A 15,676-nucleotide genomic window follows, 5' to 3' on the forward strand; every position below is an offset into this window, starting at 1 on the left:
AATGTTTTTCAAAATAAAATGGTTATTCTCAGCATTATTTTTATCTCTCTTCTTAAAAAAAATTAGATTCCCTACGTTTATTGCCTTTCCAGTTTTTTTTAAAGGCCTGAACCGCGTTTCCATTGGAAAACATGTTCGTATTTTCCCTGGGTGTCGGTTAGAAACTCATGGCGATGGTGAAATAATTATAGAAGATGATGTTTCATTAGCTCAAAATGTTCATATCACTTCTGGGGCTAAATTAGTTATCAGGCAGGGAACATTAATTACTGCTAATGTATATATAACTTCTATTGATCATAATTATGAAGAAATTGGTGTGCCAATTCCACGGCAGAGCCACAAATATAGCGAAACTATAATTGGCAAAAATTGTTTCATAGGTATGGGTGTTGCAATTCAGGCTGGTACAATTCTTGGTGAACAGTGCATTGTTGGTGCGAATTCCGTAGTGCGAGGAACTTTTCCTGATTATTGCGTAATAGCTGGGGTTCCTGCAAAAATAATCAAAATATATAATAAAGAGTCAGGAGAGTGGGTTCGTGTTTGAGTCTAAAAAAGCTTTAGTTTTCTGCCCAAAATTTTTCTCATATGATGTTGAGATAAAGAAAGCAATTGAAAACCAAGGCTATGATGTTGAGCTGCATGATGAACGTCCATCCACGAATATATTTATTCGTGCACTTATAAGGCTTGGTTACAACGACATTTTGAAAAAAAAGATCGAAAGTTATTATCTGAAAATTTTTAATACATTGACCGAGCCAGTGGACTTTCTGATCATCATTAGCCCTGAATGTATTACGCCTGAAATACTAAAAAAATTTAGAGAAAAATGCAGTAATATAGTTGTTTATATGTGGGATTCGTTTAAAAACAAACCACAGGCACTAGATTTAATATCCTGTTCCGATGCGTTTTATACTTTTGATTCAAATGATGCTGAATTATATGACATTAAACTTAAGCCGCTCTTCTATTCAAATGTCTATAAGATTGATGAGTTGAGTGAAAGTCCACAATTCGATATATCTTTTATAGGGACTGTGCATTCATCGAGATACGAACAAGTAAAAAAAATATGTTGTGGCTTTAGGTGTTATGTATTTTTCTATTGCCCGAGCTATATCGTTTTCTTATTTAAAAAATATATAACTCGTGAGATTAAAAGAGTTTCGCTTAAAGATGTTTCATTTAGCTCTCTGAGTAAAAAAGATGTTGTTTCGGTAGTTATCAATTCCAGATGTATTCTTGATATATCTCACCCATTACAACAAGGACTTACCATGCGCTCTATAGAAACATTGGGGGCTAAGCGCAAACTAATCACAACTAATAAGAATATCTGTGATTATGATTTTTATAACGAAGACAATATACTTGTAATTGATGGTTCGGTTACAAAAAAACAAATTCAAAACTTCCTGCAAAAAAACTATAAAGCATTAACGGCAGAGTTGTATAATAAATATTCTGTTGATTACTGGGTTAAAGATTTCTTGAGAGATAATTAATGAAAATTATTCCTATAATTATGGCTGGCGGCAGCGGTTCGCGGCTGTGGCCACTTTCGCGTTTGACTTATCCCAAGCAGTTCTTAACGCTTGAAGGTGAGCAAACTATGCTTCAGCAAACAATTTCACGACTAAATAAGCTTGAAATTGAATGTCCAGTTGTTATTTGTAATGAAGAACATCGATTTATTGTTGCTGAACAGCTTAGGCAAATAAATGCTCTCAACGAAATCATTCTTGAACCCATTGGCCGCAATACTGCTCCTGCAGTTGCGTTAGCTGCAATTCAGTGTTTAAAAGAACTTGCTGATAATGAAGACGCCCTTTTATTAATTTTAGCGGCAGATCATCTTATTAAAGATAACGCTGCCTTTATTAACGCCATTAAGATTTCCACATCCTATGCTATAGATGGTAATTTAGTTACTTTCGGTATTGAGCCTTCCTCGCCAGAAACAGGTTTTGGTTATATTCAGGCTGGTGATGAAATAAGCGTTGGTGGAGTTTCTGGTGCCTTCAAAGTTAATGCATTCGTTGAAAAACCAGAACGGATAGTAGCAGAAAGTTTTTTATCTGACGGCGGTTATTATTGGAATAGTGGTATGTTTATGTTTGGTGCTCGGAAGTATCTCTCTGAGCTGCATAAATTCTGCCCTGATATTTATGATTCTTGTAGTAAAGCGATACAATCGCCTGACAAGGATCTGTGCTTTATCCGCATTGATCACGAGATCTTTTCTCGTTGCCCTGATCTTTCTATTGACTACGCCGTGATGGAACATACAGCTAATGCCGTTGTTGTACCGATGAGTGCGGGTTGGAGTGATGTGGGATCATGGTCTTCATTATGGGACATTAGTGATAAAGATGAACGAGGAAATGTTTTAATTGGTGATGTCATAACTCATAATAGTTCAAACAATTATGTCCATGCACAATCTGGACTTGTGACTATGCTTGGTGTTGAAGATTTAATTGTTGTCCAAACTAAAGATGCCATCTTAGTAACTAAACACAATGCCGTCCAGGATGTTAAAAAAATTGTTGAAGAGTTGAAAACGGCCGGTCGTAGTGAATACAGAATCCATCGAGAAGTTTATAGACCATGGGGGAGATGTGATTCTATTGATGCTGGTAAGCGGTATGAAGTTAAAAGAATTGAAGTAAATCCAGGCGAAGGTATTTCCCTTCAAACACATTTCCATCGATCGGAGCATTGGGTTGTCGTTGCTGGTACTGCGAAAGTTACTCTAGAGGATAAACAATTCTTATTAGGTGAAAATGAATCGGTGTATATTCCGGTAGGAGCGCAACATTGCCTTGAAAATCCGGGCAAAATTCCACTAGAAATTATTGAGGTTCGCTCTGGTCCTTACCTTGGGGACGATGACATCGTTCGGATAGCTGATCGATATGGTCGAGTTTAATTTATATACTATGAATACGTTATCTTGTTTTAAAGCCTACGATATTCGCGGCAAGCTGGGCGAAGAGCTGAATGAAGACATCGCGTGGCGCATTGGCCGCGCGTACGGCGAATATTTAAAACCGCAGACCATCGTGCTGGGCGGCGACGTGCGTCTGACCAGTGAATCCCTCAAGCTGGCCCTGGCGAAAGGGCTGCAGGACGCGGGCGTGGACGTGCTGGATATCGGCCTTTCCGGGACCGAGGAGATTTACTTTGCCACCTTCCACCTGGGCGTGGACGGCGGTATCGAAGTGACGGCCAGCCACAACCCGATGGACTACAACGGGATGAAGCTGGTGCGCAAGGGCGCCCGTCCTATCAGCGGCGACACCGGCCTGCGCGACGTGCAGCGCCTGGCGGAAGCCAACGACTTCCCGCCGGTGAACGACGCGAAGCGCGGCAGCTACAAAAAAATCAACCTGCAGAAAGAGTACATCGACCACCTGCTGGGCTACATCAACGTGGCGAACCTCAAGCCGCTGAAGCTGGTCATCAACTCCGGTAACGGCGCGGCCGGCCCGGTGGTGGATGCGCTGGAAGCGCGCTTTAAGGCGCTGAACGTGCCGGTGACCTTCGTCAAGGTGCACAACACCCCGGACGGCAATTTCCCGAACGGTATTCCTAACCCGCTGCTGCCGGAGTGCCGCGACGACACCCGCAACGCGGTGATTGAGCACGGCGCGGACATGGGCATCGCCTTTGACGGTGACTTCGACCGCTGCTTCCTGTTCGACGAGAAAGGGCAGTTCATCGAGGGCTACTACATTGTCGGCCTGCTGGCGGAAGCGTTCCTCGAGAAAAACCCGGGCGCGAAAATCATCCATGACCCGCGCCTTTCCTGGAACACCGTCGACGTGGTGTCAGCGGCGGGCGGCACGCCGGTGATGTCCAAAACCGGCCACGCCTTCATCAAAGAGCGTATGCGCGAAGAAGACGCCATCTACGGCGGCGAGATGAGCGCCCACCACTACTTCCGTGATTTTGCCTACTGCGACAGCGGGATGATCCCGTGGCTGCTGGTGACCGAGCTGCTGTGCCTGAAGGGGCAGACGCTGGGCGAGCTGGTGCGTGACCGCATGGCGGCGTTCCCGGCGAGCGGGGAGATCAACAGCAAGCTGGCGCAGCCGGCCGAGGCCATTGCCCGCGTGGAGCAGCACTTTGCGATCCACGCGCTGGAAATTGACCGTACGGACGGCATCAGCATGGCGTTCCCGCAGTGGCGCTTTAACCTGCGCTCGTCCAACACCGAGCCGGTGGTGCGCCTGAACGTGGAGTCCCGTGCTGACACGACGCTGATGGAAGAGAAAACGCAAGAAATTCTGGCTTTGCTCAGGAAGTGAGGGTCTGCCGCCGGCGTATTTCTGGCGGCTTGACTGTACCTGGATTGTGCAATCAGTGTGACATAGATCAGCAAAAGCTATTCATGTCACCTAATACTGAGTTAACATCTCAACCACATTTCAAGCCGCGCATAAGCCGTGGTGACCACACCTGACAGGAGTATGTAATGTCCAAGCAACAGATCGGCGTTGTCGGTATGGCAGTGATGGGGCGCAACCTGGCGCTCAACATCGAAAGCCGTGGTTATACCGTCTCCGTTTTCAACCGCTCCCGTGATAAGACCGAAGAAGTGATTGCCGAGAACCCAGGCAAGAAACTGGTTCCTTTCTATACGGTGAAAGAGTTCGTTGAATCTTTGGAAACGCCTCGTCGTATCCTGTTAATGGTGAAAGCAGGCGCAGGTACCGATGCAGCTATCGACTCCCTGAAGCCTTACCTTGAAAAAGGTGACATCATCATTGATGGCGGTAACACCTTCTTCCAGGACACCATTCGTCGTAACCGTGAGCTGTCTGCTGAAGGCTTTAACTTCATCGGCACCGGTGTATCTGGTGGTGAAGAGGGCGCACTGAAGGGCCCATCCATCATGCCTGGTGGCCAGAAAGAAGCATACGAACTGGTTGCTCCTATTCTGACTAAAATCGCTGCCGTTGCCGAAGATGGCGAGCCGTGTGTGACCTACATCGGTCCGGACGGTGCTGGTCACTATGTCAAAATGGTGCACAACGGCATCGAATACGGCGACATGCAGCTGATTGCTGAGGCTTATTCCCTGCTGAAAGGCGGTCTGAACCTTTCCAATGAAGAACTCGCGGAAACTTTCACCGAGTGGAACAAAGGCGAGCTGAACAGCTATCTGATCGACATCACCAAAGATATCTTCACGAAGAAAGATGAAGAGGGTAAATACCTGGTTGATGTGATTCTGGATGAAGCTGCGAACAAAGGTACCGGTAAATGGACCAGCCAGAGCTCTCTGGACTTGGGTGAACCGCTGTCTCTGATCACCGAATCCGTCTTCGCGCGTTACATTTCTTCTCTGAAAGAGCAGCGCGTCGCGGCATCTAAAGTGCTGTCTGGTCCGCAGGCTAAACCAGCGGGTGATAAAGCCGAATTCGTTGAAAAAGTGCGCCGTGCACTGTACCTGGGTAAAATCGTTTCTTACGCGCAGGGCTTCTCTCAGCTGCGTGCAGCGTCAGACGAGAACAACTGGGATCTGAACTACGGTGAGATCGCGAAGATCTTCCGCGCGGGTTGCATCATTCGTGCGCAGTTCCTGCAGAAAATCACCGATGCCTATGCTGAAAACGCCGGTATCGCCAACCTGCTGCTGGCACCGTACTTCAAGAAAATTGCGGATGAATATCAGCAGGCGCTGCGTGACGTGGTTGCCTACGCTGTCCAGAACGGTATCCCGGTTCCGACCTTCTCTGCTGCAGTAGCCTACTATGACAGCTACCGTGCTGCTGTGCTGCCAGCTAACCTGATTCAGGCACAGCGTGACTACTTCGGTGCGCATACTTACAAACGTACCGATAAAGAAGGCGTGTTCCATACCGAATGGATGGAATAAGTTAACTTACTCGCTGTAATCAAAACCCGGAGCTTGCCTCCGGGTTTTTTTATGCAAAAAGTGTCGCCTGTTATTCGAAGTAGTCTGAATCTCGCCCCGCTCGTAGTGATTACTCCTGGTTTGCCTTGACAGTTCAGTTTGCCAGGAGGTACAAAGCCCAACAGTTATGTTTATCGCGATGGTCTGGCGGCCATCAGTACAGTTAACTCACAGAAGTCATTAGCGAATGAAAATAACAATCTCCGGAACAGGGTATGTCGGTCTTTCTAACGGCATTCTGATTGCCCAGAATCATGAAGTGGTTGCGCTGGATATCGTGCAGGCCAAAGTGGATATGCTCAATCAGAAAAAATCGCCGATTGTGGATAAAGAAATCCAGGACTATCTCAGCAATAAATCGCTGAATTTCCGCGCCACGACAGATAAAGAAGATGCATACCGCGATGCGGATTACGTCATCATTGCGACGCCTACTGACTACGATCCTAAAACCAACTACTTCAACACCTCAACTGTAGAAGCGGTTATCAAAGACGTTATCGCGATTAACCCTGACGCGGTGATGGTTATTAAATCGACCATTCCTGTTGGGTTTACCAAATCTATTAAAGAAAAGTTCGGTATTGATAATATCTTCTTCTCGCCTGAATTCCTGCGTGAGGGGAGAGCGCTTTACGATAACCTCCATCCTTCTCGTATCGTTATTGGCGAACGTTCTGAGCGCGCTGAACGCTTTGCTGCGCTGCTGCAGGAAGGCGCAGTGAAGAAAGATATTCAGGTGCTGTTCACCGACTCCACCGAAGCTGAGGCGATTAAGCTCTTCGCGAATACCTACCTGGCAATGCGAGTGGCTTATTTCAATGAGCTCGACAGCTACGCAGAGAGTCTTGGCCTGAATACCCGCCAGATTATTGAAGGTGTGTGTCTCGATCCGCGTATTGGCAACCACTACAACAACCCGTCATTTGGCTACGGCGGCTATTGCCTGCCAAAAGATACTAAACAATTGCTGGCAAATTATCAGGCTGTGCCGAATAACCTCATTTCGGCGATTGTTGACGCTAACCGTACACGTAAAGATTTCATCTCCGATTCCATCCTTGCGCGTCAACCGAAAGTGGTCGGCGTATACCGTCTGATCATGAAGAGTGGCTCCGATAATTTCCGCGCCTCTTCCATTCAGGGGATCATGAAGCGCATTAAGGCGAAAGGGGTTGAGGTTGTAATCTATGAGCCTGCCATGCCGGACGATCAGTTCTTCAATTCCCGGGTGATCCGCGATCTGGATGCCTTTAAGAAAGAAGCCGATGTCATCATTTCAAACCGCATGGCGGAAGAGCTGGCTGACGTGGCGGATAAGGTTTATACCCGCGATCTGTTTGGTAGCGACTGATTCTCTGCGTTATTTTGTAAAAAACCCGGCTGAATTGCCGGGTTTTTTATTTTCAAACCTTGTAGAAATCGCGGTACCAGCCGACGAAGTTCTTCACCCCTTCTTTAACCGAGGTTTGCGGTTTAAATCCGATCACCTTATAAAGCGCCTCGGTATCGGCACTGGTTTCCAGAACATCGCCTGGCTGGAGAGGTAGCATGTTTTTCTCTGCTTTTTTACCCAGCGCGTCTTCCAGGGCGGTAATGTAATCCATCAGTTCGACTGGCGAGCTGTTACCGATGTTGTAGACCCGGTAAGGCGCTGAACTGGTTGCTGGGGAGCCGGTCTCAACGGTCCAGTTTGTGTCTGATTGAGGAATAACATCCTGCAGACGAATAATTGCTTCAGCGATGTCATCAATGTACGTAAAGTCGCGCTTCATCTTACCGTAGTTATAGACATCGATGCTTTTGCCTTCAATGATCGCCTTAGTAAACTTAAATAGCGCCATGTCCGGGCGTCCCCACGGACCGTACACGGTGAAGAAGCGCAGGCCGGTGGTCGGCAAGTTGTAAAGATGCGAATAGGTGTGCGACATCAACTCGTTGGCTTTTTTGGTCGCGGCATAGAGCGAGACCGGGTGATCCACGGAGTCGTCAGTGGAGAAAGGCATCTTGCGGTTGAGACCGTATACTGAGCTCGATGAGGCATACAGAAGATGCTGAACATTGTTATGGCGGCAGCCTTCCAGCACGTTGAGATGCCCAATAAGGTTGGCATCTGCATACGCGTGAGGGTTTTCAAGAGAGTAGCGTACACCCGCCTGCGCGGCCAGATGAATCACACGATCAAACTTCTCACTGGCGAAAAGCGTGGCCATATCTTCCCGGTCAGCTAATTCCAGCTTGTGGAAGGTGAAACTCTCAGATTTTAACAGTTCCAGGCGCGCCAGCTTCAGGTTGACATCGTAGTATTCATTGAGGTTATCGATACCAACAACCTGATGACCAGCCTCAAGGAGGCGTTTACTGACATTCGCACCGATAAAACCTGCAGCGCCCGTGACTAAAAATTTCATAGCTTCCCTCATAAACCCTATTTTATAGATGCCGTAACGCATCACATGGCGTCTATGATAGCGCGAAGGGTGTAAGTTACATAACCCATCTTTCCGATATTACTCATCGGATTCTTATAGAAAAATCGCCAGTAATGGATAAACTATACAAACAAAATTATGTTTGCCCTTTTTTTATCAGTTAGGGATTGTATGACGCAAAATAACAATAGCCAGGTCAGCCGAGGCAATGACCCGGAACAAATTGATTTACTTGATTTAATGCTGCAGCTGTGGCGTGGGAAGTGGGTGATAGCCGCCTTTGTTGTTGTTTGTATCGCCCTGGCAATTGGATATTTATCCGTTGCTAAAGAAAAGTGGACCTCTAGTGCAATCATTGCACAACCTGACGCAGCTCAGATTGCCACCTATTCTAATGCGTTGAATATTCTGTACGGTACCGCCGCACCTACAATGACTGACAACCAAACGCGCGCTATCGGCCGTTTTAGCACCTCATTCTCGGCATTGTCACAGGCGCTTGAAAATCAGGCTGAGCCTGAAAAACTGACGATTGAGCCCAAGGTTAAAGATCAGCCGCTCCCGTTAATTGTATCGTATACCAGTTCATCGGCAGAAGCCGCGCAAAAGCAGCTAGCGCAGTACATTCAGCAGGTTGATAAGCAAACGGCTAAAGAACTCGCCGCTGACCTTAATGACAATATTAAGGAGCAGATAAAGACCCTGAACGATTCTCTGAAAAACCAGGAGAAGGTCGCTCAGGAACAGAAAGATCTGCGTATCAAACAGATTGCTGAGGCACTCAAGAACGCTGAAGCAGCGAAAATTACCTCGCCGCGCCTCCAGCAAACCCAGGAGGTGACTCAGGAAACGATGTTCTTGCTGGGAAGTGAGGGGCTGAGATCAATGATTGACAACGAAGCTTCTCTCCCGTTGGTCTTTCCCAGAGCTTATTACCAGACCAGGCGAAATCTGCTGGACATCCAGAATCTGAGCGTTAACCCAGACACGATCCACGTTTACCGTTATGTCATGAAGCCGGAACTCCCTGTGCGTCGTGACAGCCCGAAAAAAGCAATTACTCTTATTCTTGCTGTACTGCTGGGCGGGTTGCTTGGTTCCGGTTTTGTGCTTGGCCGCAACGCATTGCGCAACTACAAACCAAAAGTCTGATTTGCAGATTAAAAAAAACCGGGGATATTCCCCGGTTTTTTTATTTGTGACGTTTGCGAAGATTCTCAATCACCGCCGTCAAATCCAGCTCCTGATCCTGCAGCAGCACCAGCAGATGATACATCAGGTCCGACGCTTCATTCGTCAGCTCCTCGCGGTCATGCACCGTCGCGGCCAGCGCGGTTTCAACGCCTTCTTCACCTACCTTCTGCGCAATACGCTTGGTTCCGCTGGCGTACAGTTTCGCGGTATAGGAACTCTCGGGATCCGCTGTTTTACGCTCTGCCAGCAGCTGTTCCAGTTGATACAGGAACAACCACTGGTGGCTCGCCTCGCCGAAGCAGCTGCTGGTGCCCTTATGGCAGGTTGGGCCGACTGGGTTTGCCAGCACCAGCAGGGTGTCGTTATCGCAGTCAGGCGTTATGCTCACTGCATTCAGGAAATGACCCGAGGTCTCGCCTTTGGTCCACAGGCGCTGTTTCGTGCGCGAGTAGAAGGTCACTTTGCCGCTGTCGATCGTTTTCGCCAGCGCGTCCTGGTTCATATACCCCAGCATCAGCACTTCGCCTGAGACGGCATGCTGGACAACCACCGGCAGTAACCCGTCCGTTTTTTCCCAGTCCAGCTGCGCCTGTTGTTGCTCTGTTAACATACCCTGATCTCCACGCCCTGGTCGGCCAGGTACGTTTTTAACTCACCAATATTAATAATCTGTTTGTGGAACACGGACGCGGCCAGCGCGCCGTCCACGTTGGCGTCGCGGAAGGCTTCTAGGAAGTGTTCCATGGTGCCCGCGCCGCCGGAGGCGATCAGCGGAACGTGGCAGACCGCACGGACTTTTTTCAGCTGCTCAAGGTCATACCCGTTACGCACGCCGTCCTGGTTCATCATGTTGAGGACAATTTCGCCCGCGCCACGCTTCTGCACTTCCTGCACCCAGTCGAGCGTTTCCCACTGCGTCACGCGCGTGCGGCTTTCATCTCCGGTGTACTGGTTCACGTGGTACTTACCCGTTGCGGCGTCATACCAGGTGTCGATCCCAACCACAATACACTGCACCCCAAAACGATCGGCGAGGCGGGTGATCAGCTCCGGGTCGGCCAGGGCAGGGGAGTTAATCGAAATCTTGTCGGCGCCAAACGAGAGAATTTTGGCCGCGTCGTCAGCGGATTTAATACCGCCCGCCACGCAGAACGGAATGTCGATCACTTCCGCCACGCGTGCCACCCAGCTTTTATCGACCACGCGGCCATCGCTGGAGGCGGTGATGTCGTAAAAGACCAGCTCGTCGGCGCCTTCATCGGCATAGCGTTTTGCCAGCGGAACGATGTCGCCAATGATCTCGTGGTTGCGGAACTGCACGCCTTTCACGACCTGACCATCGCGTACGTCCAAGCAGGGGATTATCCGTTTTGCCAGCATTGAATCGCCTCCGTCACAGTAAATTTACCTTCCAGCAGGGCCCGGCCCACAATCACGCCCTGCACACCGGTACCGCGCAGCGCGGCCACGTCGCCGATATCACCGATACCGCCCGAAGACTGGAACGCTACCTGCGGATAACGCGCACAGACCTCTTCATACAGCGAGACGTTGGAGCCCGCCAGCGTCCCGTCGCGGGAGATGTCCGTACACAACACGTGCTTCAGGCCAACGGGCAGATAGATATCGACCAGCTCTTCCAGCGTCACGCCGGAGTTTTCCTGCCAGCCGCTAACGGCCACCTGCTTATTACCCTGTTCGTCAATACGCACGTCCAGCGCCAGCACCAGGGCATCGGCACCAAAGCGGCGGAACCAGCCTTTCACCGTCTCAGGATCTTTCACGGCGGTTGAACCCACCACCACGCGGGCCACGCCAGCCTCCAGCAGCGCCGCGACGTCATCTTCCGTACGCACGCCGCCGCCGACCTGGACGGGCACATCAACGCCCGCAACAAGTTGTTTTAGCAGTGGGATCTGGCGCTTCGCCGGATCTTTCGCGCCCGTCAAATCCACCAGGTGCAGTACCTGCGCACCCTGGGCGGCATAATCCTGCAGACGCGGCAGCGGGTCGTTTCCGTAGTCGCGCTGCTGGCCGTAATCGCCCTGATGCAGACGGACAACCGTACCGTCAATTAAATCTAACGCGGGAATAATCATCACATCTCCAGGAAGTTTTTCAGCAGCTGCGCGCCAGCGGCGCCAGAGCGCTCCGGGTGAAACTGCACGCCGAAGAAATTGTCTTTCTGTACGGCCGCCGTAAACGCCTCGCCGTAGGTGCACTGGGCGATCGTATTCACGTTCACCGGCATGGCGTAGCTGTGCACGAAGTAAAAATACGCGCCGTCTTCGATGCCGCGAAACAGCCGGTCGCCCGCTTTGGCGTACACGCGGTTCCAGCCCATATGCGGCAGAGGCAGGCCGCGATCGGTCATTTTCGGCACGTCTTCATCAATAATGCCCAGCAGGTCAACGCCGTTGCTCTCTTCGCTGCGGCGGCCCAGGATCTGCATGCCCAAACAAATGCCCAGCACCGGCTGGGTACAGGCTTTGATCAGGTCGACCAGCTCGCGTTCGCGAATCTGATCCATCGCCGCCTGCGCGGTGCCCACGCCCGGTAAAAAGAGTTTGTCGGCGCGCAGCACCACGTCCGGGTCACGGCTTACCACCGGCTCATAGCCGTGGCGCGCAATGGCCGATTTCACGGAGTTCAGGTTGGCGCATCCGGTATCCAGAATGACCACGTTCATTACAGCACTCCTTTCGATGAAGGTAGGGCGTCACCTTCCACGCGAATTGCCTGGCGCAGGGTACGGCCAAAGGCTTTAAAGAGACTCTCCACGCGGTGGTGGTCGTTCTTGCCCTTGGTCTTCAGGTGCAGCGTCAGGCCCATGGTGTAGGACAAGGAGCGGAAGAAGTGCTCCACCATTTCGGTGCTCAGATCGCCCACGCGCTGGTAGGTGAAATCAGCTTTGTATTCCAGGTGCGGACGGCCGGAGATGTCCATCGCGCAGCGCGCCAGACACTCGTCCATCGGCAGGACAAAGCCGAAACGGTTAATGCCGCGCTTGTCGCCGAGCGCCAGCTTCAGGGCTTCACCCAGCGCCAGGCCGGTATCTTCCACGGTGTGGTGATCGTCTATGTAGAGATCGCCTTTTACCGTAATTTCCATCCGGAAACCACCGTGGGTGGCAATCTGGTCCAGCATGTGATCGAAGAAACCGACGCCGGTGTGGATCTTGCTGCCGCCTTCACGGTCCAGCCAGACCTTCACATCAATCTGCGTCTCTTTGGTGTTGCGCTCTACGTGGGAATAGCGGTCGCGTTTTGTCAGCTGCTCGCCAATCTTTGCCCAGTTCAGGTTGTTGCGGTCGTAGCGCAGCCCCGCTATGCCCATATTTTCCGCCAGAGTAATATCGGTGATGCGATCGCCGATGACATAGCTGTTGGTTTTATCCAGCGCATCTTCAGCCAGGTAGCGTTCTACCAGCTTCACCTTTGGCTTACGGCAGTCGCACTCGTCGGCCGGCAGGTGCGGGCAAATCAGCACGTCATCAAATACCACGCCCTGAGAGGTCAGCACCTGCATCATCAGATTATGCGGGCCGTCAAAGTCCGCCTGCGGGAAGCTGTCGGTACCCAGACCATCCTGGTTGGTGATCATCACCAGCTTAAAGCCTGCTTTTTGCAGCTTAAGCAGCACCGGGATCACGTCCGGTTCAAAAGCCAGCTTGTCGAATCGGTCGACCTGAAAATCGGCTGGTGGTTCCGAAATAAGGGTGCCGTCACGATCGATGAAAAGGATCTTCTGGGTCATACTTTCTCCGCTTTCAGGGCGTCAATCACGCGCTGGCTCTCTGCGCGGGTGCCTACGGTAATGCGCAGGCAGCCGCTCAGAGAAGGTTGTTTATTCTGGTCTCGTAAGATAATGCCCTGATCCCATAAAGATTTAAATACGGCACTGGAGGCGGTGAAGCGCACCAGGATGTAGTTAGTTTCCGAGTCGAATACCTGCTCCACGCAAGGGATATCCTTCAGGGCGGTCACCAGATACTGACGTTCCTCCAGGATTTGCGCCACGCGCTCGCGCATCGCGTTGATCCCCTGAGGCGTCAGCGCCTGTGCCGCAATATCGGCAACCGGCGTTGAGAGCGGGTACGGGGCGATCACTTTCAGCAGCAGGTCGATGACCTCTTTATTTGCCAGGGTGAATCCGCAGCGCAGACCCGCAAGGGCAAAGGCTTTCGACAGCGTACGCAGCACCACCAGGTGCGGATACTCTTCCAGCCAGCCTGCCAGCGTCGCCTGGGGGCAGAACTCGATGTAGGCTTCGTCGGCAACCACCAGCGCTTTACCGCGCGTCATCTCCAGCAGGGTGCGGATATCCTGCGGGTTGATAATCTGTCCGGTCGGGTTGTTCGGGCTACAGACAAATACCACTTTTACACCATCGAGATTGTCGGCAATGCCCTGCAAATCCAGCTGCCAGTTCTCCAGCGCCTGCACGTTGCGGCACGCTACGCCGAAGGTTTCCGCGCTGACGCTGTACATGCCGTAGGTAGGCTGGCAGTACATCACCGCGTCTTTGCCCGGCTCGCAGAAGGCGCGAATCAGCAGTTCAATACCCTCATCCGCGCCGCGGCTGACCAGCACCTGCTCTGGCTTCACGCCCGCATACTGCGCGTAGTTTTCAATAACGGCCTTTGGCTGACACTCCGGATAGCGGTTCAGCGTTTGCTGCGACAGTTCAAACTGCACCGCCGTCGGGAATTCGTTGGCGTTCAGCCAGACATCCCCTTTACCGCCCAGACGACGCGCCGACTGGTAAGGCGTCAGGCGACGGACATTTTCGCGGGCTAACTCTTCAATGTTCATGCTTGCTCCTTCAGGGCTGCAACGCGCAGCGTAACGGCATTTTTGTGGGCGGTCAGCCGCTCGGCGGCAGCCAGGGTTTCAATAGTAGACGCCAGTGACGCAAACCCTTCGCGGGAGAGCTCCTGCACGGTCATGCGTTTCTGGAAATCCGCCAGGCCCAGGCTCGAACAGGTAGAGGTGTAGCCATACGTGGGCAGCACGTGGTTGGTGCCGGAGGCGTAATCGCCCGCGGACTCCGGTGACCAGTCGCCGAGGAACACCGAGCCCGCGCTGGTAATGCTGTCAACCAGATCGCGCGCGCTGCGGGTCTGAATGATCAGGTGCTCCGGGCCGTACTGGTTGGAGATGGTAATACACTGGTCCAGGTCGCGCGCCACAATCAGGCGGCTGGCCGCTAGCGCCTGACGTGCCGTGTCGGCGCGGGGCAGGTCGGCAAGCTGGCGCTCAACGGCTTCGCCCACGCGTTTCGCCATATCGGCGTCCGGCGTCAGCAGGATGACCTGCGAGTCCGGGCCGTGTTCCGCCTGAGAAAGCAGGTCGGAGGCCACGAAGTCCGGCGTTGCGCCGCTGTCGGCAATCACCAGCACTTCAGACGGGCCGGCAGGCATATCGATGGCCGCGCCGTCCAGACGCTGGCTGACCTGTCGCTTGGCTTCGGTCACGTACGCATTGCCCGGGCCAAAAATTTTGTCGACCTTAGGAATGGATTCTGTGCCGAACGCCAGGGCTGAAATCGCCTGCGCGCCGCCCACCTTATAGACCGCCTGCACGCCGCAGAGCTTCGCCGCATAGAGGATCTCGTCGGCAATCGGTGGCGGTGAGCACAGCACCACTTTCTGACACCCGGCAATTCGCGCGGGTGTCGCCAGCATCAGTACGGTGGAGAAAAGCGGGGCAGAGCCGCCAGGGATATAGAGGCCAACGGACGCAACCGGGCGCGTGACCTGCTGGCAACGCACGCCGGGCAGGGTTTCGACATCCACGGTCTGCAGCTTTTGCGCGGTGTGGAAGGTATCAATGTTTTTCACCGCGATGGCCATCGCCTGCTTGATATCGTCACCCAGACGATTGCTGGCATCAATGATTTCCTGCTCGGTAACCTGTAATGCACCGACTTCCGTCTTGTCAAACTTCGCGCTGTATTCACGCAGCGCGTCATCGCCACGGGCTTTGACGTTATCCAGGATCTCCGCCACGGTGCGTGAGATGCTCTCAGAGGCGGAAATCGCCGGGCGCATCAGTAGCTCGCGCTGCTGTGCGTCGCTACAGGTATTCCAGTCGATGATTGTGTTAAAGCTCAT

The 15,676-nt window shown here is 51.9% G+C and carries 15 protein-coding genes; 7 read left to right on the plus strand and 8 right to left on the minus strand.

What is annotated here, in order from left to right; all coding sequences use genetic code 11:
* Position 1 precedes the first annotated feature (1 nt).
* The 6 genes from QMN93_RS10455 (at position 2) to ugd (ending at position 7,289) form a co-directional block, all read left to right on the plus strand.
* Complete coding sequence (locus QMN93_RS10455; RefSeq protein ID WP_087822985.1) at positions 2–550, plus strand: DapH/DapD/GlmU-related protein; 549 nt, start codon at positions 2–4, stop codon at positions 548–550.
* Positions 543–1,514, plus strand: a complete 972-nt coding sequence (locus tag QMN93_RS10460) for a lipopolysaccharide biosynthesis protein (protein ID WP_087822984.1) — start codon at positions 543–545, stop codon at positions 1,512–1,514. The genes QMN93_RS10455 and QMN93_RS10460 overlap by 8 nt, the downstream gene beginning before the upstream one ends.
* Positions 1,514–2,941 (plus strand): mannose-1-phosphate guanylyltransferase/mannose-6-phosphate isomerase, encoded by a 1,428-nt coding sequence (locus tag QMN93_RS10465; RefSeq protein WP_193140300.1) that lies wholly within the window; start codon positions 1,514–1,516, stop codon positions 2,939–2,941. Before QMN93_RS10460 ends, QMN93_RS10465 begins: the two co-directional genes overlap by 1 nt.
* Before the next feature lie 10 nt (positions 2,942–2,951).
* The gene (gene cpsG / locus QMN93_RS10470; RefSeq protein WP_264884703.1) at positions 2,952–4,322 is read left to right on the plus strand and encodes a colanic acid biosynthesis phosphomannomutase CpsG; all 1,371 of its coding nucleotides are present in this window, start codon (positions 2,952–2,954) and stop codon (positions 4,320–4,322) included.
* A 167-nt stretch (positions 4,323–4,489) separates the two neighbouring features.
* Positions 4,490–5,896, plus strand: a complete 1,407-nt coding sequence (gndA, locus tag QMN93_RS10475; protein ID WP_028013772.1) for an NADP-dependent phosphogluconate dehydrogenase — start codon at positions 4,490–4,492, stop codon at positions 5,894–5,896.
* A gap of 226 nt (positions 5,897–6,122) precedes the next feature.
* Positions 6,123–7,289 carry a UDP-glucose 6-dehydrogenase gene (gene ugd, locus QMN93_RS10480; RefSeq protein ID WP_033145958.1) on the plus strand — a complete coding sequence of 389 codons (1,167 nt, stop codon included), beginning with the start codon at positions 6,123–6,125 and terminating at the stop codon, positions 7,287–7,289.
* 52 nt (positions 7,290–7,341) lie between these two features.
* Here ugd and QMN93_RS10485 read toward each other — a convergent pair whose 3' ends face one another.
* Positions 7,342–8,346 carry an NAD-dependent epimerase gene (locus tag QMN93_RS10485; protein WP_069303054.1) on the minus strand — a complete coding sequence of 335 codons (1,005 nt, stop codon included), beginning with the start codon at positions 8,344–8,346 and terminating at the stop codon, positions 7,342–7,344.
* Positions 8,347–8,538: 192 nt separating this feature from the next.
* On the opposite strand from QMN93_RS10485, the gene wzzB reads away from it, so the two are divergent.
* Entirely contained in the window at positions 8,539–9,519 is a 981-nt protein-coding gene (gene wzzB / locus QMN93_RS10490) for an LPS O-antigen chain length determinant protein WzzB (RefSeq protein ID WP_193139636.1), read from the plus strand.
* A gap of 40 nt (positions 9,520–9,559) precedes the next feature.
* Here the strand turns inward: wzzB and hisIE are convergent, their stop codons facing one another.
* From hisIE to hisD, 7 genes are read right to left on the minus strand one after another with little or no spacing between them, the layout of a single operon-like run.
* On the minus strand, positions 9,560–10,171 hold the full coding sequence (hisIE, locus tag QMN93_RS10495; protein WP_193139634.1) for a bifunctional phosphoribosyl-AMP cyclohydrolase/phosphoribosyl-ATP diphosphatase HisIE: 612 nt from the start codon (positions 10,169–10,171) through the stop codon (positions 9,560–9,562).
* On the minus strand, positions 10,165–10,941 hold the full coding sequence (hisF, locus tag QMN93_RS10500; RefSeq protein WP_023330862.1) for an imidazole glycerol phosphate synthase subunit HisF: 777 nt from the start codon (positions 10,939–10,941) through the stop codon (positions 10,165–10,167). The genes hisIE and hisF overlap by 7 nt, the downstream gene beginning before the upstream one ends.
* The gene (gene hisA / locus QMN93_RS10505; protein WP_126331275.1) at positions 10,923–11,660 is read right to left on the minus strand and encodes a 1-(5-phosphoribosyl)-5-[(5-phosphoribosylamino)methylideneamino]imidazole-4-carboxamide isomerase; all 738 of its coding nucleotides are present in this window, start codon (positions 11,658–11,660) and stop codon (positions 10,923–10,925) included. Before hisA ends, hisF begins: the two co-directional genes overlap by 19 nt.
* Complete coding sequence (gene hisH, locus QMN93_RS10510; RefSeq protein ID WP_032636077.1) at positions 11,660–12,250, minus strand: imidazole glycerol phosphate synthase subunit HisH; 591 nt, start codon at positions 12,248–12,250, stop codon at positions 11,660–11,662. Before hisH ends, hisA begins: the two co-directional genes overlap by 1 nt.
* Positions 12,250–13,317, minus strand: a complete 1,068-nt coding sequence (gene hisB / locus QMN93_RS10515; protein WP_193139631.1) for a bifunctional histidinol-phosphatase/imidazoleglycerol-phosphate dehydratase HisB — start codon at positions 13,315–13,317, stop codon at positions 12,250–12,252. Before hisB ends, hisH begins: the two co-directional genes overlap by 1 nt.
* Positions 13,314–14,375: a histidinol-phosphate transaminase gene (gene hisC, locus QMN93_RS10520; protein WP_032658765.1), complete on the minus strand. Its 1,062-nt coding sequence runs from the start codon at positions 14,373–14,375 to the stop codon at positions 13,314–13,316. The genes hisB and hisC overlap by 4 nt, the downstream gene beginning before the upstream one ends.
* On the minus strand, positions 14,372–15,676 hold the full coding sequence (gene hisD, locus QMN93_RS10525) for a histidinol dehydrogenase (RefSeq protein WP_193139630.1): 1,305 nt from the start codon (positions 15,674–15,676) through the stop codon (positions 14,372–14,374). The genes hisC and hisD overlap by 4 nt, the downstream gene beginning before the upstream one ends.

This window comes from Enterobacter sp. R-1.6.2 (genome assembly GCF_035064085.1).
Lineage (GTDB): Bacteria > Pseudomonadota > Gammaproteobacteria > Enterobacterales > Enterobacteriaceae > Enterobacter > Enterobacter asburiae_B.

Coding starts and splice junctions, on each gene's coding strand:
- hisA (WP_126331275.1), bottom strand. CDS start 11,660: ATGATTATTCCCGCGTTAGATTTAATTGACGGTACGGTTGTCCGTCTG.
- hisH (WP_032636077.1), bottom strand. CDS start 12,250: ATGAACGTGGTCATTCTGGATACCGGATGCGCCAACCTGAACTCCGTG.
- hisF (WP_023330862.1), bottom strand. CDS start 10,941: ATGCTGGCAAAACGGATAATCCCCTGCTTGGACGTACGCGATGGTCAG.
- hisB (WP_193139631.1), bottom strand. CDS start 13,317: ATGACCCAGAAGATCCTTTTCATCGATCGTGACGGCACCCTTATTTCG.
- hisC (WP_032658765.1), bottom strand. CDS start 14,375: ATGAACATTGAAGAGTTAGCCCGCGAAAATGTCCGTCGCCTGACGCCT.
- gndA (WP_028013772.1), top strand. CDS start 4,490: ATGTCCAAGCAACAGATCGGCGTTGTCGGTATGGCAGTGATGGGGCGC.
- hisIE (WP_193139634.1), bottom strand. CDS start 10,171: ATGTTAACAGAGCAACAACAGGCGCAGCTGGACTGGGAAAAAACGGAC.
- QMN93_RS10485 (WP_069303054.1), bottom strand. CDS start 8,346: ATGAAATTTTTAGTCACGGGCGCTGCAGGTTTTATCGGTGCGAATGTC.
- hisD (WP_193139630.1), bottom strand. CDS start 15,676: ATGAGCTTTAACACAATCATCGACTGGAATACCTGTAGCGACGCACAG.
- QMN93_RS10455 (WP_087822985.1), top strand. CDS start 2: ATGTTTTTCAAAATAAAATGGTTATTCTCAGCATTATTTTTATCTCTC.
- ugd (WP_033145958.1), top strand. CDS start 6,123: ATGAAAATAACAATCTCCGGAACAGGGTATGTCGGTCTTTCTAACGGC.
- wzzB (WP_193139636.1), top strand. CDS start 8,539: ATGACGCAAAATAACAATAGCCAGGTCAGCCGAGGCAATGACCCGGAA.
- cpsG (WP_264884703.1), top strand. CDS start 2,952: ATGAATACGTTATCTTGTTTTAAAGCCTACGATATTCGCGGCAAGCTG.
- QMN93_RS10465 (WP_193140300.1), top strand. CDS start 1,514: ATGAAAATTATTCCTATAATTATGGCTGGCGGCAGCGGTTCGCGGCTG.